The organism is Paenibacillus sp. GSMTC-2017 (assembly GCF_016019935.1).
Classification (GTDB): Bacteria; Bacillota; Bacilli; order Paenibacillales; family Paenibacillaceae; genus Pristimantibacillus.
In genome coordinates this window covers 262,570-281,220 of the sequence record NZ_JAECMT010000001.1, presented here as the reverse complement: position 1 = coordinate 281,220, position 18,651 = coordinate 262,570, and the positions used below count along the sequence as shown (strand labels likewise).

Annotated in this window: 18 protein-coding genes; 15 read left to right on the top strand and 3 right to left on the bottom strand. The window is 39.9% G+C overall.

Features of this window, described 5'->3' with window-relative positions:
• Positions 1 to 15: 15 nt before the first annotated feature.
• The 11 genes from I6N90_RS01235 (at position 16) to I6N90_RS01185 (ending at position 12,224) form a co-directional block, all read left to right on the top strand.
• Positions 16 to 807, top strand: a complete 792-nt coding sequence (locus I6N90_RS01235) for an ABC transporter ATP-binding protein (RefSeq protein ID WP_197933701.1) — start codon at positions 16 to 18, stop codon at positions 805 to 807.
• 33 nt (positions 808 to 840) lie between these two features.
• A complete protein-coding gene (locus I6N90_RS01230) occupies positions 841 to 1,686 on the top strand; it encodes a DMT family transporter (protein WP_197933700.1) in 846 nt (281 codons plus the stop codon).
• 3 nt (positions 1,687 to 1,689) lie between these two features.
• On the top strand, positions 1,690 to 2,385 hold the full coding sequence (locus tag I6N90_RS01225) for a class I SAM-dependent methyltransferase (protein WP_197933699.1): 696 nt from the start codon (positions 1,690 to 1,692) through the stop codon (positions 2,383 to 2,385).
• A gap of 197 nt (positions 2,386 to 2,582) precedes the next feature.
• Positions 2,583 to 2,777, top strand: coding sequence for a histidine kinase dimerization/phospho-acceptor domain-containing protein (locus I6N90_RS25355; RefSeq protein ID WP_197934749.1), 195 nt, complete (start codon positions 2,583 to 2,585; stop codon positions 2,775 to 2,777).
• Between the two features lie 20 nt (positions 2,778 to 2,797).
• The gene (locus tag I6N90_RS01215) at positions 2,798 to 3,598 is read left to right on the top strand and encodes a tyrosine-protein phosphatase (protein WP_197933698.1); all 801 of its coding nucleotides are present in this window, start codon (positions 2,798 to 2,800) and stop codon (positions 3,596 to 3,598) included.
• 215 nt (positions 3,599 to 3,813) lie between these two features.
• Positions 3,814 to 5,124, top strand: a complete 1,311-nt coding sequence (gene bioA / locus I6N90_RS01210) for an adenosylmethionine--8-amino-7-oxononanoate transaminase (RefSeq protein WP_232242480.1) — start codon at positions 3,814 to 3,816, stop codon at positions 5,122 to 5,124.
• On the top strand, positions 5,121 to 5,873 hold the full coding sequence (bioD, locus tag I6N90_RS01205) for a dethiobiotin synthase (RefSeq protein ID WP_232242478.1): 753 nt from the start codon (positions 5,121 to 5,123) through the stop codon (positions 5,871 to 5,873). Before bioA ends, bioD begins: the two co-directional genes overlap by 4 nt.
• Positions 5,863 to 7,077: an 8-amino-7-oxononanoate synthase gene (bioF, locus tag I6N90_RS01200; protein ID WP_232242476.1), complete on the top strand. Its 1,215-nt coding sequence runs from the start codon at positions 5,863 to 5,865 to the stop codon at positions 7,075 to 7,077. Before bioD ends, bioF begins: the two co-directional genes overlap by 11 nt.
• Positions 7,074 to 7,853, top strand: a complete 780-nt coding sequence (locus tag I6N90_RS01195; protein WP_332262374.1) for an alpha/beta fold hydrolase — start codon at positions 7,074 to 7,076, stop codon at positions 7,851 to 7,853. The genes bioF and I6N90_RS01195 overlap by 4 nt, the downstream gene beginning before the upstream one ends.
• A complete protein-coding gene (gene bioC, locus I6N90_RS01190) occupies positions 7,837 to 8,703 on the top strand; it encodes a malonyl-ACP O-methyltransferase BioC (protein WP_197933696.1) in 867 nt (288 codons plus the stop codon). The genes I6N90_RS01195 and bioC overlap by 17 nt, the downstream gene beginning before the upstream one ends.
• 161 nt (positions 8,704 to 8,864) lie before the next feature.
• A complete protein-coding gene (locus I6N90_RS01185) occupies positions 8,865 to 12,224 on the top strand; it encodes an S-layer homology domain-containing protein (protein ID WP_197933695.1) in 3,360 nt (1,119 codons plus the stop codon).
• A 92-nt stretch (positions 12,225 to 12,316) separates the two neighbouring features.
• Here I6N90_RS01185 and I6N90_RS01180 read toward each other — a convergent pair whose 3' ends face one another.
• Positions 12,317 to 13,198 (bottom strand): alpha/beta fold hydrolase, encoded by an 882-nt coding sequence (locus tag I6N90_RS01180; protein ID WP_232242474.1) that lies wholly within the window; start codon positions 13,196 to 13,198, stop codon positions 12,317 to 12,319.
• 85 nt (positions 13,199 to 13,283) lie between these two features.
• Between I6N90_RS01180 and I6N90_RS01175 the strand changes: the two genes are divergently transcribed.
• Positions 13,284 to 13,496, top strand: a complete 213-nt coding sequence (locus tag I6N90_RS01175; protein WP_197933693.1) for a hypothetical protein — start codon at positions 13,284 to 13,286, stop codon at positions 13,494 to 13,496.
• Positions 13,497 to 14,037: 541 nt separating this feature from the next.
• The gene (locus I6N90_RS01160) at positions 14,038 to 14,598 is read left to right on the top strand and encodes a hypothetical protein (protein ID WP_197933690.1); all 561 of its coding nucleotides are present in this window, start codon (positions 14,038 to 14,040) and stop codon (positions 14,596 to 14,598) included.
• A gap of 278 nt (positions 14,599 to 14,876) precedes the next feature.
• Here the strand turns inward: I6N90_RS01160 and I6N90_RS01155 are convergent, their stop codons facing one another.
• Positions 14,877 to 15,236 carry a YxeA family protein gene (locus tag I6N90_RS01155; protein ID WP_197933689.1) on the bottom strand — a complete coding sequence of 120 codons (360 nt, stop codon included), beginning with the start codon at positions 15,234 to 15,236 and terminating at the stop codon, positions 14,877 to 14,879.
• A 271-nt stretch (positions 15,237 to 15,507) separates the two neighbouring features.
• Complete coding sequence (locus tag I6N90_RS01150) at positions 15,508 to 16,851, bottom strand: lytic polysaccharide monooxygenase (RefSeq protein ID WP_197933688.1); 1,344 nt, start codon at positions 16,849 to 16,851, stop codon at positions 15,508 to 15,510.
• 895 nt (positions 16,852 to 17,746) lie between these two features.
• Here I6N90_RS01150 and I6N90_RS01145 point away from each other — a divergent pair.
• Positions 17,747 to 18,157, top strand: a complete 411-nt coding sequence (locus I6N90_RS01145; protein WP_197933687.1) for a hypothetical protein — start codon at positions 17,747 to 17,749, stop codon at positions 18,155 to 18,157.
• A gap of 16 nt (positions 18,158 to 18,173) precedes the next feature.
• Complete coding sequence (locus tag I6N90_RS01140) at positions 18,174 to 18,650, top strand: TlpA family protein disulfide reductase (protein ID WP_197933686.1); 477 nt, start codon at positions 18,174 to 18,176, stop codon at positions 18,648 to 18,650.
• Position 18,651: the final 1 nt, after the last annotated feature.

Here is an 18,651-nt window from a genome sequence, read left to right as displayed (position 1 = left end):
GGTTGTTGAAACTAGATGCGAGTATTGTTAACAGTGGACAAACTTTGTAAAACGTACAAAAATGGTAGCGATGTAGTATGTGCTCTACGAGATGTTTCTTTTGAAATCGGAGCAGGAGAATGTCTTGGTCTAGTAGGAGAGAGTGGAAGTGGCAAAAGCACAGTAGCTAAATTGCTGCTTGCTCTAGAAAGACCGGACAGTGGAGATGTCCGTTTCGAAAACAAGTCGTTAGTTCATATTGATTCTAGAAAACTTCGGACACTACGCCGATTCGTTCAGGTCGTGTTTCAAGATCCGACGGCTTCATTAAATAATCGGCTACCGATTTGGCGTTCAGTAATCGAACCATTGGATAACTTTCCGCAAGCACAACTTCCTTTTTTTAATCGTACTAATCGATCACGGCGGGAAACAGCATTACATCTGCTGCAGATGGTAGGTTTGGAGCCAGAGCATCTTGATCGGTACCCACATGAGCTAAGCGGAGGGCAAAAGCAACGTGTTGCGATAGCACGCGGCATTAGTCTCAGTCCAAAGTTGTTAATCTGTGATGAGCCTACTTCGAGCTTAGATGTAACGGTACAAGCGCAAATTCTGATGTTACTGAAACAGCTACAGAAGAAGCTAAATATGTCCTATTTATTCGTTTCACATGACATTGCAACTGTACAGCAAATGAGCGATCGCATCGTTATTATGAAAGAAGGCCGAATAGTTGATTTGTTTTCCACTAAAGATTTATGGAGCGAAAAAAGACATGCCTATACCCGATTGTTAGTTGCAGCAGCGGAAGAAATGGAACTATAGTTCGACTTAATATGTGTGATGAAAGAGGTTTACATGAGAAACGGTGTTCAACTCGCTTTATTATCGTCACTAGTTTTTAGTGTAATGAACGCACTTGTCAAAGAAGTTAGCGATACGATTCCGGCAGCTGAAATCGCATTTTTTAGAGGAATAATTGGCACATTGCTTATTGTAGTCCTTATGCGACAAAGTAAGCTAACCTTTTCTCGGAATGGGATTCCGATGTTGGTGCTAAGAGGCGTTTTAGGTGGGCTCTACATGCTCGCTTATTTTTACACGATTGCCAAAATGCCACTAACAGACGCCAGTATATTAGCACACTTGTCACCTTTTTTTGTCATCATCCTATCTGCCCTGTTTCTTAAGGAGAAAATTTCGCGTGCAACGTGGTCACTTCTACCAGTTGTGTTTATTGGGGCTCTGCTCCTCATAAAACCTTATCAATATTCTAGTTATTCCATTTATGCAATTGCCGGATTATTAAGTGCTTTTTTCGCTGCGGCAGCAGGTATAGCCATTCGATACTTAAGCAAAAGTCATCATGCGTATGAAATTGTTTTTTACTTTGTAGCAACTTCTGCACTCGTTGCTATCCCTTTTATGTGGGGCGAATTTGTCATACCTGATGTTCGTGAAGGACTGTATCTGTTGCTGATTGGACTTATTTCGCTCTTCGGGCAGTTGTTGCTGACAAAAGCATTTACGTATTCAAATGCTGTAGTGGTTCAAGTTGTAAGCTACTTTGGCATTGTAATGAGCACCATATTTGGTTATTTATTTTGGAGTGAAGTGCCAGACTTGCTTACGATTATTGGTGGTGTGTTCATTATTGTTGGATGTATAGCGTTATCTAATAGAAAACAAATAGAGGAGGAATAAAAAATGACTTCAGAATCATTATATGATGTATGGTGGCAGTATAAAGGTGAAGGTGAGCAAGGTATGGAAGACGATCATTTGCCGCATTGGAAGCGAGTGCTTAGTTTTATACCTGTAGAAGATTTAAGTGAAAGCAATGTGTTTGACTTTGGCTGTAATCAAGGTGGATTCCTTCGTCTGCTCTATGAACAAAGACCATTCAAAGAAGGTGTAGGCACTGACCTCGCTCGACAATCAATAGAAGTTGCTAATCGTAGAAAAGGAAACTTACCCATTCACTATTTTGCGGATTCTATTCCAGAACAATATGAACATTATTTTGATTATGCCTTTAGTCTAGCAGTTATTTATTTACTACCTGACTTAGATGATCATGCGCTCAAGATGAAAAAGATATTAAAGCCAGGTGGCGTTTATTATGCTACATTTGCAGATTATACGGGTAATCCTAGCTTGCCGAGCATTAGAGATAGAATTAACAGTAACGCAACACTGCCAATGCAAAAACATACCATTGATACGGTAGCAGATGCTTTTTTCCGTGCGGGTTTCAAGATTGGCATTCGCCGGATGATTCCTGCAGATTTTGTAGATTTATCACAAGGTAATAAATGGTATAATAATATCGCGGATCATCTGCAATATGCCTATGAGCAAGCTTTTCTCTTCCGATTTGTTGCACCTAGTCAAGATGTTTAATAGTGTGTAGAGAGAAAAGATTGGGGGGCTATGAAACTACTTGTAATAGAGGACGATCTTGCGATCTCACAAGCCATTTTTAGAGTGATGATCGATGGAGGTTCGATAGGAGCTTTATTTTCATTACTTGCAGGATATGTATTAGCTAGGAGAGCACTCATTCCGATTCAAAGGGTTGGGATAAGCAACAACGATTTATTGCAGATGCATCTCATGAACTCAGGAGTCCACTTACGGTCATTCGAAGTCATATGCAACTTTTACTTCATCTTCCAGAGCATACGATTAAAGAAGAAGCTCTTCATATTTCGACTGTGCTCAAAGAAACAAAACGAATGAAGAAGAAATTGAAGCAAAACCTGCATAACAATTACTTTACCATATTTTCATAAATGAAAGGATTTGCATGGGGATGAATACCGCAATAAATGCTGTACATCGTGGGGAAAGACAGTTTATTAATATCGGAAATTTCCGAGATATCGGTGGTTTACCAACTTCGGATGGTCGGATGATGAGGACTGGAATCCTTTTTCGCTCGGATGAACCATCACAATTAACGGTACAGGAAATGGAGAAGTTTCAGACGTTAAAGTTAAAAAAGATTTATGACCTCCGTACTCCAAATGAAAGGGCATCAAAACTTTTTAGAATTTTGAATAGTCAAAGGCCACAAATCATTAATGTGCCTATTCAACAGAATGAAAAGGACTATACTCGATTCCAGTATTTCAAATTGTTGATGACGTCTGCACGAACAATAGATTTGAATACAATGATGAAAGATTTTTACCGCAAAATAGCTTTTCAATGTACAGACCAAATAAAAGAAATAATTGTACAACTTGCGGATGAAGATGAATTACCAGCACTTATTCATTGTACGAGTGGGAAAGATAGAACAGGAATGTTGGCTGCTCTTATTCAGCTACTAGTGGGAGTGCCATATTCTATCGTTATGGAGGATTATTTATTCTCAAATGAGTTAAATCAAAGTCGTGCAGATCAACAAGCGAAATTAATTAGAAAAATGAGTTTGTTTCGACTGTCTAAGGATCGACTTAAGCCCCTTCTTGAAGTGCGCAGAGACTATTTAGAAGATATTTTGGAAGAGATACTGAGTAAGTATGGGACGATAGAAAATTATTTGATCAAAGCATGTGGGATTAGCGAAAAGACACTTCAGAACTTAAGAGATAAGCTTATAACATAGACTATATAAAATATAAAGATGGTGGTGAAGGATTAAGTTCCTGCACCACCATTTTTCTTGTTTAACTGAGTATGAGCGCTTGCGATTTAATTGTTAACCTATTATTATAATTAGTAGTTAACAATAAAACAGAGAGGTTGTGATGACTATTGGATACCTATTATGAGAGATTATCTTGTTTAAACAAGGAATACTTATGGCATCCCTTTACTCAAATGAAAGAATATATCGATTCTGATCCTCTTATTATTGAAAGAGGTGAAGGAGTTAAGTTAATAGATACGGAAGGTCGACAATTTTTCGATGGCTTTTCTTCCGTTTGGCTTAATGTACATGGTCACAACGTTCCTGAGTTAAATCAAGCGATCATCGATCAACTTGGGCGTGTAGCACATTCTACTTTACTTGGTATGGCAAATGTACCTTCAATTGAGTTAGCTGCTAAATTAGTAGAGATTGCACCGGTAGGACTCGCAAAAGTATTTTATTCGGATTCAGGCGCAACTGGTGTAGAAATAGCAATCAAGATGGCTTTTCAATACTGGCGTAACTTAGGAATAACGAAGAAAACAACGTTTATTACGATGAATCAAGCTTACCATGGAGATACAATTGGAGCGGTAAGTGTTGGTGCGATTCCGTTGTATCATGACGTATTCCGTCCGATGTTATTTCCGAGACACGTTATACCTTATCCTCATGCCTATCGTCATGAAGGCGGTGAAGCGGGAGCTAAAGAAGATACAATATCCGCCTTGCGTCATTTGCTTGAGATGAAAGCAGATGAAATTGCAGCACTTATAGTGGAGCCAATCGTGCAAGGAGCAAGTGGCATAGTCGTTATGCCACAAGGTTGCCTTCGTGAAATAGAAGAGTTATGTCGTGCCTATAACGTGTTGCTCATTGCAGATGAGGTTGCTACTGGCTTTGGACGTACTGGAGAAATGTTTGCTTGCGATTTGGAAGGAGTAACGCCAGATCTGATGGTTGTCGGGAAAGGATTAACAGGCGGCTATTTGCCTGTGGCGGCAACGCTTGCGACAGATGAGGTGTACCAAGCTTTTTATGCAGATTATGAAGCACAAAAAACCTTTTTCCACGGACATTCTTTTACGGGCAATCCACTAGGTTGTGCGGTAGCATTAGCTAGCTTGAAGTTGTTTGAAGAGCGGAATATCGTTGATGAAGTAAAGGAGAAAGCAGCTTTTGTTAAGCAGAAATTAGAAGCTCTTAGGGAACACCAGCATGTTGGTGATATTCGGCAACAAGGTTTAATGATAGGAATCGAGCTTGTACGTAATAAGGGAACGAAGGAACCCTATGAATGGGTAGAGCGGATTGGCGTACGAACGAGTATGAGAGCTAAAGAGCTTGGCATGTTAACAAGGCCGCTAGGCAATGTTATCGTATTTATTCCACCTCTATCGAGTAGCGAAGCTGAGCTGGATGAAATGACAACTATTTTGATCCAAGCCATTATTGATGTTACTGAAGAGAAATTGATGAAGGTGGCGAAGTTTCGTTGAAGCAACGTAAATTGTATGCAAATCGAGCGTTGTTCGTGACGGGAACAGATACCGATGTCGGAAAAACGATAATAACAGCAGCAATTACAGCAGTTTTGCGTGCAGAAGAGCAAGATGTTGGTATTTGGAAGCCTGTTCAATCTGGTGCTGTTCTAGGTAGCGGGGCTACTGATGGGGAAAGATTGGTTCAGCTAGCTGGTTTAAAAGAGGGAGGGGAGGGGATTGCTTCTTTTAGTTTTGAAGCACCTCTTACACCGCTCCTTGCAGCTAAGCATGCTGGTGTGGTGTTGTCGATACAGCAAATTATGGAGGCTGGTGAACCTTATTTCGATAGATACAGTTCTCTACTCATTGAAGGTGCAGGAGGGGTTGCTGTACCGTTAACGGAGGATGCACTAGTGGTGGATTTGATTAGAGAGCTACAAATACCTGCTTTAATTGTTGCCCGCTCCTCACTTGGAACAATCAATCATACTTTATTGACTGTATCCTATTTACGGAATTACGGTATTCCGATTGTTGGTGTTATTTTGAACGATTGCGTTGCAAGCGACGAATCGTTAGATCCTAGTAGGGGAACAAATGCTGAACTTATTGAAGCTTATAGTGGAGTAAAAGTACTTGGTCGTTTTCCTTTTTTTGATAAAGGGATGAATACAGAAGGTTTAATAGATGCAGCTAGAAATCACTTGCAACTAGCACCGATTAAACAAGCGTTAGTAGGAACGAGGATGACCAATGAGAGATGAGGTTGAGAAATGGGCGAGGGAGCCAATGGATTGGATGAAAAGGGAGCTTGATGGTTTGGCAAATTGTTCATTAGAACGAAGTTTGCGAAATAGTGCTCCCGTTGCTTTGCATCCTAGTTATATCATACGCGGACAACAACAACTGCTAAATCTTGCTTCGAATGATTACCTCGGACTATCCCAGCACCCTCTAATTATAGAAGCAATGTCAAAATCACTTTCGATTGTTGGTGCAGGTGCTGGAGCATCGCGCCTCGTTACGGGTAATTATCCACTTTTTGAACACCTTGAAGTTGAACTTGCAGCATGGCACGAACGTGAAGCGGCGCTTGTGTTTGCCAATGGCTATATGGCGAATTCAGGTATTATTCGTACTTTAGTTGGCAGAGGGGACGTCGTATTTAGTGATCAGCTTAATCATGCGAGTATCGTAGATGGTATTGTTTTAAGTCGTGCTGATCATGCCAGGTATCGGCATAATGATATGAAGCATTTGGAAACGCTACTAGAGAAATATCGTCACAAAGAACGAAAGCTTATCGTAACGGATGCAATATTTTCGATGGATGGTGATCAAGCGCCGCTTCAGGAACTAATCGCGTTAAAACGCGAATATGGCGCATTATTAATGGTAGATGAGGCTCATAGCAGTGGAATATATAGTGAACGTGGAGAAGGATTGTGCCATGCACTTGGTATCCATCATGATGTCGACATAATGATGGGTACATTCAGTAAGTCGTTTGGATTGTATGGGGCGTATGTGTGCGGAAGTAGAACGTTAGTTCGCTGGCTCGTAAACAAAGCAAGACCGCTCATTTATTCGACAGCGCTCCCCCCTTCTATCATTGCTGGAATATTAGCATCCCTATCACTTGTTCAGTCCGAGCATTGGCGGCGACAACAGTTGAACGCTAATAGTGTGTTATTCCGGTCCTTTTTGCGAGAGGGTGGTTATGTTATCGGTGAGGGAGACTCACCAATAATACCCCTTATTATAGGTGATAATGATAAAGCGTTACGTTTCAGTGAAGCGTTAGAGGAGAAAGGTATCGCTGCTGTTGCCATTCGGCCACCAACTGTTCCAGAGGGAACTGCACGTATACGCTTTTCCTTGTCTGCAGTACATGGTCAGCAAGAACTTGCTGAAGCCGCAGAAACAATCATTGAAATTGGCCAGCAATTGGAGGTGCTTAAGAGGTGAGTGCTGTAGGTCAACTGGAAGTAGAGTGCGAGCATCAAACAAAAGGTACAATATTGTGGTTATCAGGCTGGAGCATGCCAGACAATATATTTGATAGTTTGCGTACGAACTTGCCGCAATTTGAGCATATTTCCGTTGACTATAATAGGACAGATTCATCTGGGTCGATGATTAGAACAATAGAAACGGTACTACGGAGCCTTCGTTCGAATGAGCAAGTTGGGAATAAGCGTCCTCTCGTAATTGCCGGATGGTCCTTTGGAGGATTATTAGCTTTGAAGTATGCAGCACAAGGATTGGCTGATTTACTTATATTGTTTAGTGCGACTGCAAGTTTCACAAGACCAAAAGAAGAACGTGAGCTGGGTTGGCCAGAGGTTTATGTAAGAAGTATGATTACGGGTTTAGGTAAAGATAGAACAAGTGTGGAAACGAGGTTTAGAAGACTATTATTTACTGATGCTGAGTGGGAGCAACATAAAGGGAATTGTATTCCATCATCGGGAAATTGGACAAATGAGGCTTTAATATCCGGGCTCAACACGTTAATAGTTGAACAAAGTTTAAGTGTACTCAGTGATATCAAATGTCCCACTCTTATTATCCATGGTACTGAGGATTACATTTGTCCATATCCAGCTGCCGTAGAGCTTCATACGTTGTTGTCACAATCTGAGCTAATAACGTTGTCGCAATGTGGACATGTACCGTTTATTGGCAGAGAAGAACAACTAGCGAATGAGATTAGGAGATGGTGGGATGAAAAGCAAAGTTAACAATATCCGACGTCAATTTAATCGTAATGCAAATCGTTATGACACTCATGCACACATTCAGCGTAAGATGCAGGAGTTGTTAGTGAATAGACTAATTGGTTGGCAGGAACAAACGGAAATGAACCAGCCCAATATTTTAGAAATCGGCTGTGGAACGGGGGCTCTTACCTATCATTTAACTCAACAGTTTCCTGCGGCTACTATTACAGCACTTGATCTTGCTCCAGATATGATAAAAGTCGCACAAGAGCGAATAGCTAATGAAGAGATACATAATCAGAGTGTGAGTAATATTAGCAGGGATCGTATTCGGTTCGTTCAAGAAGATATAGAGCATTGGAGTTTAAATGAGGAAGCGGGCTCATTCGATCTTATTGTATCCAACGCTTGTTTCCAGTGGTTAGTCACACCCCAAGAAACGCTAAAGCAGCTTCGGAGACTACTGCGACCGGGTGGTATGCTTCTGTTTACAACGTTTGGTCCAAAAACGTTTTGTGAGCTGCATCATTCATTCGATGAGGTGTATAAATCTTTCGGACTGAAACCACAGCGTCATGGACTTTCCTTTCATTCAATTGATGAGTGGAATCAAATGTTAGTACATGCTGATCTAATAAATAATAGATACGAGCAATTCATTAACATAGAGAACTATGATTCTGCTAATCATTTTCTACATTCCGTAAAAGCAATGGGTGCTAGTACTTCAGAAGCTAACTCATCTAAACTTAGTGTGCGGCGTCTTATGACGAGCATGCTTGATGAATACGATAACACATACAAAGTTCAAGCTGGTGTAGTAGCAACCTTTGATCTATTACTGTTTCAATCATCTATACTTCTAAAATAAACATTGCAGTCGACAAAAACCGTGAAGCCTTGTTGCTACGCGGTTTTTGTCGATTTTATTACCAACTCTTTCATTATTCTTTTATTGGGATGAACTAGACTTGCGATAGGTAAGATACCATTCTGCCTAATAGATGAAATAAGAGGGGTTGGGATACAACGATGTTTCAATTAAAGTCAATAGGTTCACCTAGATCGTTGCTGAACAAAGTAACGGTTCGATTATTAGTAGTCGTTATCTTCATGAGTTTGTTTTCTTCACTACTAACGACTGATGCGTCAGCAACTGTCCAAAACAACGTTGGACCAGATGGTAGTATTGGATGGACGTATTGTGCAGAAGAGGGCCACCTGTGTACCTTTATAGGGACAAAGGAAGTGAGATATTGGGGTTACGATACGACTACATCAACGACCGTTGGTTATGTATCAAAAATTGCGACAAATTATTCGTTTTGCGCCACTACAGAGTTTGGTAGAGATCCTTCTTATGGTATTGCGAAAAAGTGTTATTATCGCGATTTACAGCTTGATAGTGGAGATTTGAAGGTATCGGTAAACGATCTTAACAAAACTGTATCGGTAACCTTTAATGTATATGCTAAACAAGCGAGTACCGTAGAAGATCTTAAAAATAAAATTTCAATTAAAAGGACAAACGAAAGCAGCTTCACAGCACTGGGAGAGAACGAAACGGTTGTGAACAGTTCGTCTTCGTCATCCTCTAGTACATTCAAAATAAGCTTTAATGAATCTTTAGTTGGTTTGCATAACGTCATTAAGGTTGATGCTGGGGCATTCGTAGATCATGCAGGTAACCCCTATAATTATGATATAGAGATAAAAGATTTTCTCTATACTCCACCTGCTGTTACATCAGATAGTACTGAAAATTATACGACTAATGACATTGATTTGACGTTTGTAGACGATTCCTTTTGGCGAGAAGCCATTACAGATGTGTCTGTTGGAGGAAATGCGCTCGTTAAAGAAACAGAATACACTATTCGAGATGAAGTAATTTCGATTAAAGCCAATGTACTGAAAAAAGGGATTCAGAGCATCAGTATAAAAGCAACGGGATATCCAGAAGTAGTCGTAAATCAGTCTATTATTAAGTTGTTTATTGGAGCAGGAGCGGGTACGATAAGTGACCCTTACTTAATTTCTACCGCAGATGAATTAAATGATGTAAGAGAGCATTTAGAAGAGGACAAGTATTTTAAACTAATTGCAGATGTCGACTTGAGTAGTTACCCAAATTGGGAGCCAATAGGGTCAGGGACATATATTAGCGCCAATTCTTTTCACGGCAATATAGACGGTAATTCTTACAAAATTTCGAACTTGCAGTTAGACAGGCGTAGTGGTTCTGCACAGGGGTTGTTCGGAAATATAAGCAATAGTAGCTCTATTTCAAATTTGAAGTTGCAAGATGTAAAAGTTATTGGTGCTGATTACACTGGAGCACTGGTTGGAATCAGCCATGGAAAAATTAGCAATAGTTATGCAACTGGAACTGTAGGCGGAACTAATTATGTAGGTGGATTGGTTGGCTTTCAACAATTTGGAAGTACAATAAGTAACAGTTACTTTTCAGGCAGTATAGACGGTTATTATGAAGTTGGTGGTTTGGTTGGTAGAAATCAAAACGGATCAATTAACAACAGTTATAATCTAGGAGCTGTGAGTGGATATAATTCAGTTGGTGGCTTGGTTGGCCTAAATGCATATGGAATAGTGAGTAATAGTTATAATGCTGGTGTTGTTAAGGGAGCTAATCAACTTGGAGGCTTGGTAAGTAACATATATGGTGGTTCAATTAGTAATAGCTTCTATGACAAAGACACAGCGAAGCAATCAGATACAGGCAAAGGCGATGGGAAAACAACTGCGGAAATGAAAGAAAAGTCAACTTTCAGCGGTTGGGATTTCACAACTGAATGGTATTTGGTTCCGGGACAATATCCAAAGTTATGGGTATTTACTAATATGGTCAAAGGAACAGAAGGTGGATCAACGAAGTTGATTCATGTTGCAAAAGGAATGGAATATACCATCAATGATGGAGCATATATTTCGATTCAAGGCACGGAAGTAGATAATATTTCAGTAAATGCAGGTGATAAGATTGCTATTCGTGTAGCTGCAACAGATACAGAAGTAGCATCCACCCCACATATATTGACCGTTCATTCAAGTGTTATTAGTTCAAAGAGTACAGATGCAACATTAGCTACACTTTCATTAAGCGGTGTGACGATCAATCCATCCTTTGATCGTGACACAATGAATTACACTGCAAATGTACCGAATAACGTTACGAGCGCAATTGTTTCTGCTGTTGCATCAGATTCAAAGGCTTCAATAAAAGCAACTGATCTAGGTTCCAAAACATTAGATGTAGGTATAAATACGATTTCTGTCCATGTAACTTCACAAGATGGTACTAAAACAGCCCTTTACACCGTTGCTGTAACTAGAGAAGCTACATCTAACCAACCTAACAACTCTGGTGGCGGTGGCGGAGGTGATCCATCAACGTTTATCTCTAAAGACGGAAAATTAACATTACCAACAGGTAAAACGGGTGAAGTTAGTGTCGATAACGATATGACTTTATTGATTCCTGCTGACGCTACTAATAGAGAGTTAATTATAACTGTGGACAAAGTAAAAGATTCGCAAAAGTTACTTGCCAAAGGTGAAATTCTTATCAGTACGATATATGAAATTTTGAAAAACTTCCCTGAGAATTTTACTAAACCGGTAACGATAACCTTCACTTTCGATCCAGCCAAAGTGAAAAGTAATCAAAAGGCTGTCGTATTCTACTTTGATGAAATGAAGCGGGTGTGGGAAGAAGTTCCTGGTGGCAAAATAAGTGGAAACCGAATTACGGTATCCGTGAATCACTTTACGAAGTTTGCTGTGTTTGCTGTTGATCAACCGATAGAAGTGCCAACACAAGAAACGAAACCTTCGTTAAACGTAAATGACATTAATGGTCATTGGGCGAAGGATGCAATTAAACAAGCTTTAACGAGCGGTATTGTAAAAGGTTATTCGGATGGAACGTTTATGCCAAACAAAGCAATGACTCGTGCGGAATTTACGGTTATGTTAATGAATACGCTAAACGTTCAAGAAGCGGGAGATACACTTGCTTTTACGGATGTGGATCAAATCGGAGATTGGGCAAAAAGTTCAATCGCACAAGCAGTAAAAGCCGGATATATTAGTGGCTACCAAGATGACACATTCCGACCTAATGATTTTATTACTCGCGCTGAGATGGCAGTAATTGTTGCAAAAGCAGCTGGGCTTTCATTGGAAGTGAACGTTTCAACCGACTTTGCGGATGATAACGAAATACCTGTTTGGGCAAAAGGTGCTGTAGCAGCGATTAAGAAACTCGGCTTTATTGAAGGAAATGGCTCAAACCTGTTTAAGCCAGCGGCTAATACAACTAGAGCAGAAGCATTAACAGTTCTACTTAAAGGAATTGAGCTTAAGAAATAAGGTAAAGGTTAGCTTTCTATCAGTAATTAACTGGTGGAGAGATAACCTTTTTTTAATGCAATTATTATCTTTTAAAAAATGTATTCAGATTGTTATCGACTAACATGTTCAATGATATTTTGCGTAACGATGTCCCACACATTTCGTGGTAACTGTGCGTGACCAACATCTTTAAGAGTTAGTAACTTGGCATTGGGTATTTCTCTCGCAAGTGCTTCTCCGTGATCGAGTGGAAATAAAGGATCGGTAGTACCATGAATAACAAGTGTTGGAGTGGTTATCGTAGATAGTTGCTCGCGCCATGGGGTACCTGCATCGAGTAGGAATGGATTAGTCAATTGTGCAGCAAGATTAACAGTACGATCAAAAATATGAAGGGCAGTATCCCTTATCCAATCTTCATCGAATGTACCGCCACCCGCAAAAGGTCGTTCGCCTTCAACAAGATAGTTCGCTACAGATTCGCGGTTATCCCAATCGGGTTCTGGTACAACTGCTTCACCTGTAAATATTTTTGCAATACCTTCATGCATCGGTGAGAGATCAGTAGCTTGATGTCCTGGTCCCCCAGGTGTACTAGAGATTAGTGTAATGGTCGTTACGCGATCAGGATAGTTTATGGCTAGTAATTGAGCGATGGCTGATCCTTGGGATAAACCAACAATATGAGATTGTTTAATGTCCAGCTTTTCTAAAATGGCTAATGCATCAGCTAGAAGATCACGTAGCTCGTAGGACGGATTCCCAACTTCATAGCTTGTCGAGCGGCCTGTATCCCGACTATCATACCGAATAACATAATTCCCTGCATTCGCTAGAGTTTGGCAAATAGTCGCTGCCCAAGAAATCATAGAATTACCTGCGCCTTGAATTAACAAAATAGCAGGGTGTTGCGGATCGCCAAACGTCTCGGTTGCTAACTCAATACCATTTACCTTCACTATTTTCTCATTGCTGTAATCATAAGCCATCATTCATCAACCTTTCTTTATAATTTATTTAATCGCTACACATCTGCTAGTTAAACAAAATGATAGCGTTATCGTTTTGAAATGTCCATTGACTAACCCAAATTGCTGGATTATTATTCATGGCAGTGGCAATCAAAAATCGGTTCGCAAAGAAGCCGAGGTATTCGCGGAAGCGGGAATTGTCACCTTACTATATAACAAGCGAAGTAAAGGTTACTCCAAAACGAATCGTTCCTATGAGCTGTTAGCACAGGATTTGGTATTCGGGGTGCAGACTTTGCAAAACGTTCAGATGTTATAAAAAATATGGTTGGAGTGTGGGGAATTAGCGAAGGAGGTTGGGTAGCTCCTATAGCAGCAACACAATTCAAAGAAATTGCATTTGTCATTACGAGTGGATGACCAGCAATTTCAGTGCTAGTCTTGTACAGCGTCTATTACATGCAGGGTTAGTGGACGAAATTAATATGATTATCCATCCTGTTACCAAGATCTATGAAACAAGCGGTTCAACAAGGCTTCATTTTATGAGGTACTAAATTAAGATTATTGATCAACGAATTTAATATAGGTAAGCAAATAACCGGCCAAAAAAGCCGGTTTTTCTGTTTGATGACAAAAAAATGTAATGATAAATAAAGCTAGATTCTATTCAATGACACTTACAAATGGTGGGATTGACATTACTACGAATTCGTAGTAATTTTAAATTATAGCTATTGTTGAAATCGGGTGTGTCAATTTAGTCAAATACTACGAATTCGTAGTAAATGCGTTGCCAAATTGTAAACTGAATTTCAAACTTAATAAAGAATATGGATTTTTGATAAGGGGGAGTCAACATGTTACTCGATCGCTACTTGCCTAATTACCAATTCTACGAAAAACATCAAATCGAAGTTTATGCAGAAAGAGAAGAGGTTTTTCGCGCAATTCTGAACATGAAGGAAGCTGATATTTTTATCCTTCGTCTGTTATTTCGTATTCGAACGATTCCGGCCTGGCTTATTGGTAAATCGAGAATGGAAGAGAATTCGGGAACATTTATAAAGGGTATGCTGAAAAATGGATTTGTCATGCTTGAAGAAATAGTTGGCCAAGAGTTCATAGTTGGTGCAGTTGGAGCGTTTTGGAAACCGGTAGGCAATAAACCGATCCTTGTGAAATCAGCGGAGGAATTTATTACGCTAAACGACCCAAGTCTTGCAAAAGCGGTCATGAACTTTCAATTACAGCTACAACCGAATGGAAAGTTGATACTCCTGACAGAAACACGGATTCAAACAAATAGTAAAACAACGTGGCTAAAGTTCTACTTTTACTGGCTTCTTATTTATCCAGGCAGTGCATTGATTCGCCATATGTTATTGAGAGCGATAAAAGCTAAAGCGGAAAAAGATTAAAAATTAGAAGATGAAAGGGTGGTTTAGTTACATGAATTGGTATGAAGTAGCTTTGCTGGGATCATCGGTAGTATTGTTGCTGTTGCCAGTCTAATTGTTTTCGGTATCAGTGGTTTAGTTGACAATAGCTTGGCTAGCTAAGTGATCACGGTTTACTACTATAGCGGTCACTATTGTGATGATAACGGATCTTTCATGAAGAAAGTCGAATGAGGGCTAGATCTACTACCCTAATTCGACTTTTGAAGTTCCTTTCTGCTCATATTATCTGATCTATCTTACTTATTGAGTTTCTCCAATGCTGGAGTAGGCACGTCTTCTTTGTTTACTTCTTGCCAACCTTTTCCTGAAGATCCTTTTGCATATATTTTTAAATATGCATCGGGACGAAGTTCACGGTTGAGCATCTTTTTCACAACTTGATGATTTCCATCTGCATCGTATCCGTCAAAGGCGTATAAGTACTTATCCCCTTTTTTCTCCCCTTTGCCAGTCATGACATAATAATGATTTACCTCTTTTTTTGATAAATAATTATCTGTAAATGCCTGAATTCCTTCCGTTTTGGATTCAACATAATAACCACCAACCCCAAATATAAGCACAATGGCAATAAACCCAACTAGTACTAAACGCATAAACGTTTCACCTTACTTTCAATATATTTTTGGACGTATGTCACGTCTACAAGTAACTTAAACATTTAAATCCTCTTACATTTACTTGCTGCCCTAATTATGTATGATCTAGAGAATATCTACTATCGATTAACCTTTCAATTGCCTTACAACATTGCAACAAAACGGAGGGTGTGATCTTATTGGGAAAACAGGATTTTTGCTAAGATATGAAAAAAGACGACTACACCTAAATTTTCAGGGGTTATAGTCGTCTGTTTCTATTATAAACTTAAGGAATTACTTTCCAAACCGTAGCAGCTGAAGTGCCTGGTGTTTCGTTAAGTGTCCACCATTTGGCTTCATAGTTGACGTTATTGTGTGTTACTTTATTACCTGCGACATAAACGGTTGTTGCGCTCCATGCTGGATAGATGGCAGGAGATAAAGGTGTTGTCACATTTAGTACATTGCTTGCTACTGACACGTTACCTGCATTATCAAGTGCTTTAACTGTGAAAGAGTACGCCGTATTTGCAGTTAATCCAGTAACTGTGTACTGTACGGAAGGTGCTGTAACTGTTGCCACATAAGTGCTGCCACGGAATATTTGGTACTCTTTGACCCCAACATTATCAGTCGAAGCATTCCACATGAGAGGTACAGATGTCGAAGTGGTCGTACCCATTACATGGAGGCTAGATGGCGCAGTAGGCGCCACATTATCAGGTCCAACTACTGGGAGAGTCGTGAATGTGACGGTATTGCTCGCATTTGAAACATTTCCTGCGGCGTCAAACGCTTTAACTGTAAGGTTATACGTCGTATTAGCCGTCAGACCAGTCAGATTAGAAGAAAGTGCTCCGTTAGTTGTCGTGATTTGATTAGAGCCATTGAAAACTCGATAACCGGAAACGCCAACATTATCAGTGGAAGCCCCCCAAGAAACTGTTGCAGTTGTCGTTCCGATGTTAGATGAAGTGGCGCTGGAAGGAGCAGAAGGGGCAAGGATATCAGAGTTTCCGTTAAAATTAACATCTATGACATTGTAAAATGCATTATTTGTATCGTAAATCTCCCAAACTGCTAAAATGACTTGGTAACCTGAACGGGAAGGAATATTGCACGTATCGGAATAAGATCCGCCTGGTTGTGATCCACCTGAAGAAACGCTGCAGAATGGTGTGAGGTCAAAGGAAGCGCGTGTGAGAGGAGCATTTGGGTCCCAGTTCTGTTTTGTGATGTAGTATTTCCAGCTTGTAGTTGCATGAGGAACTTTTATATACCAGTTAAATGTGTAGGGTCCAGGACTGATGTTCACCTTTGACCAGCGAGTAGATGATTGTTGATCAAGTTGTGTGAACCAAGTGTTAGCGCTTGCAATTTTTTCATCTGGAGGTCCTGCCGCTGGGAATCCTTTTAATCCTTCTAAGCTGTACGGCTCGTATATGATCTGACCACAATTTGTGTTTTGACCGCTGGCACACAGTGCCGCTCTGCTGTTCGTAACGTTACCATGAGCGGACGCTTTCTGTACGAGCAACGTACTAGACACACCGTATACAAGTGAAAAAATAATACTGAAAACAACAAATAATTTTAACTGTTTTGAAGAAGTCAAACGTAAATTAGACATTAATAATCCCTCCATCGTCATTTTTTACAATCAGCTAGTTTCAAACCCATAAAGCGACTTGAGATACCGATTCAACGTGAACGATGTTCTTGTTATTACGCGAAGATAACCACCACCCCTCAAATATGCTATGGTCGCAGCTTCACTCGAGAAACATATCTAGTCCTCACCAAGAATATAGCAATCGCTTTCATTATTTGAAATAGGTACAATGTTACATTTACACTAGCTCTCTAAAACAGCATCAAAGTAAGCAGATTAATTATACAAATGAATTTGACGAGTAAGCATATGAGGCAACGAATTATTTTAGTACTAAAGGATCTATTCGGGGATTCGATTCATATTGATCAGCTCAAAATATGGTGAAAACTGAGTTTTAATGACAGGAGAAAGGTTTTACGGATTTATATTTAACTCCGTTTAATTATAACGAACGTTTGATATAAGAAAAGCAGGAATATTGTCGAGTAAATGAGTCTTTATAATTAGGACGGTTTGTTTTTAAACAGATAGAAGTTGCTGTTATTTTGACGTTTTAAATCACCTGATTGGAAGCTGCTTTGAGAATGGGTCAGATTAAAGCAAAAATCGACGATAACCTAGTTTGTTCATCGCAATTCGTAAAGAAAGGGGTAGTCTGTTAGCTTCATTTACACGCTAATAGACAGAAGGTTATATTTTACATGATCCATTTTGGAACCTGCATTTAGAGCTTAGGAAGGTGGATTCGTTATAATTCGGATTTCCTGCGGTTTAATTGTGCTGCCCATTTATGTTTAGAAAATGTGATCGATTAAGTATGAATACGAAAGGGTGACTAGGTTTGAATTTGGAATCAATGAATCTTCCCAGCTTCTTACGCATCCATGAAAGGTGGAAAATTGGAGATTACATGCCAAACATTCCAATATCGAAAAATGAGAATCTGAAACTCTATGATTTGATAGATGACTATCTTTTGGTAGCTGCATTAAGCACGAGTTGTGCTCCTTGTCTGCCAGCTATGGAAGCGCTGGATGCTTTTATTCAAAAGTATCCTTATTACAAACTAATAATATTTGTTGTAACAGATGAGCAGAAGTTTGAGCTTGCGAAAATGGCATTTCATGAATCAGCCAACTTGTATATCGCAACAGAGGAATTGGTGATGGAACAATTGAAAATCAAAGCCTACCCATGGGCATATGGACTGAACTCTAAAGGACAGATTATTACGATTGCACATGCCGGGAGATTTGAGTTTCTGGAACAGCTAGCTGCTCCATTCCGAAGATTTCATGAACCGATTGCGGTTGCAGATTAAGAGAGGATGTGCGGAAATGAGCAAAATCAGCTTTAAAGATTTATTTTCCCCGGGGGCAGAGGAAAAGATTAAGCAATTTAAGCCTGCTCGATTGCAAGAAACGAAACCGTCACTGTTGCAAGGACTGAAGTTTCCTGGCGAAGGCGTTTATGATCATTTTGAAAATCATGCATCGGCTGTAGTATGTATTGTTTCTATGACATGCCTTGCTTGCATTGATATGTTGCCGGAATTATCCGCATTCGCTGATTCCTACAAAGGAAAGTTCGTCGTCATTAGCAGTGGATCGGAAGAAGAAAATCAAGAGCTTGTACGTCATTTTGCTTATCGATTTCCTGTTAGATCAATGTCAGTGGAGGCGTACACAGAAAGATATGGAGTTGACGCCACACCGTACGTCTTTCATCTCATGAAGGGTATCGTTTCCCATAGCTACTCGATTCAGAGCATTAGAGATTTATACGAACTTGCTGAACACGGGAAGGGGATCTAAT

Bases quoted from the DNA above. Each gene is read 5' to 3' on its own strand.
- I6N90_RS01215 (WP_197933698.1), top strand. From the start codon at position 2,798: ATGAATACCGCAATAAATGCTGTACATCGTGGGGAAAGACAGTTTATT.
- I6N90_RS01230 (WP_197933700.1), top strand. From the start codon at position 841: ATGAGAAACGGTGTTCAACTCGCTTTATTATCGTCACTAGTTTTTAGT.
- I6N90_RS01185 (WP_197933695.1), top strand. From the start codon at position 8,865: ATGTTTCAATTAAAGTCAATAGGTTCACCTAGATCGTTGCTGAACAAA.
- I6N90_RS01150 (WP_197933688.1), bottom strand. From the start codon at position 16,851: ATGTCTAATTTACGTTTGACTTCTTCAAAACAGTTAAAATTATTTGTT.
- I6N90_RS01180 (WP_232242474.1), bottom strand. From the start codon at position 13,198: ATGATGGCTTATGATTACAGCAATGAGAAAATAGTGAAGGTAAATGGT.
- I6N90_RS01155 (WP_197933689.1), bottom strand. From the start codon at position 15,236: ATGCGTTTAGTACTAGTTGGGTTTATTGCCATTGTGCTTATATTTGGG.
- I6N90_RS01140 (WP_197933686.1), top strand. From the start codon at position 18,174: ATGAGCAAAATCAGCTTTAAAGATTTATTTTCCCCGGGGGCAGAGGAA.
- I6N90_RS01225 (WP_197933699.1), top strand. From the start codon at position 1,690: ATGACTTCAGAATCATTATATGATGTATGGTGGCAGTATAAAGGTGAA.
- I6N90_RS01145 (WP_197933687.1), top strand. From the start codon at position 17,747: ATGCCAAACATTCCAATATCGAAAAATGAGAATCTGAAACTCTATGAT.
- I6N90_RS01160 (WP_197933690.1), top strand. From the start codon at position 14,038: ATGTTACTCGATCGCTACTTGCCTAATTACCAATTCTACGAAAAACAT.
- bioF (WP_232242476.1), top strand. From the start codon at position 5,863: ATGAGAGATGAGGTTGAGAAATGGGCGAGGGAGCCAATGGATTGGATG.
- bioC (WP_197933696.1), top strand. From the start codon at position 7,837: ATGAAAAGCAAAGTTAACAATATCCGACGTCAATTTAATCGTAATGCA.
- I6N90_RS01235 (WP_197933701.1), top strand. From the start codon at position 16: ATGCGAGTATTGTTAACAGTGGACAAACTTTGTAAAACGTACAAAAAT.
- bioA (WP_232242480.1), top strand. From the start codon at position 3,814: ATGAAAGAATATATCGATTCTGATCCTCTTATTATTGAAAGAGGTGAA.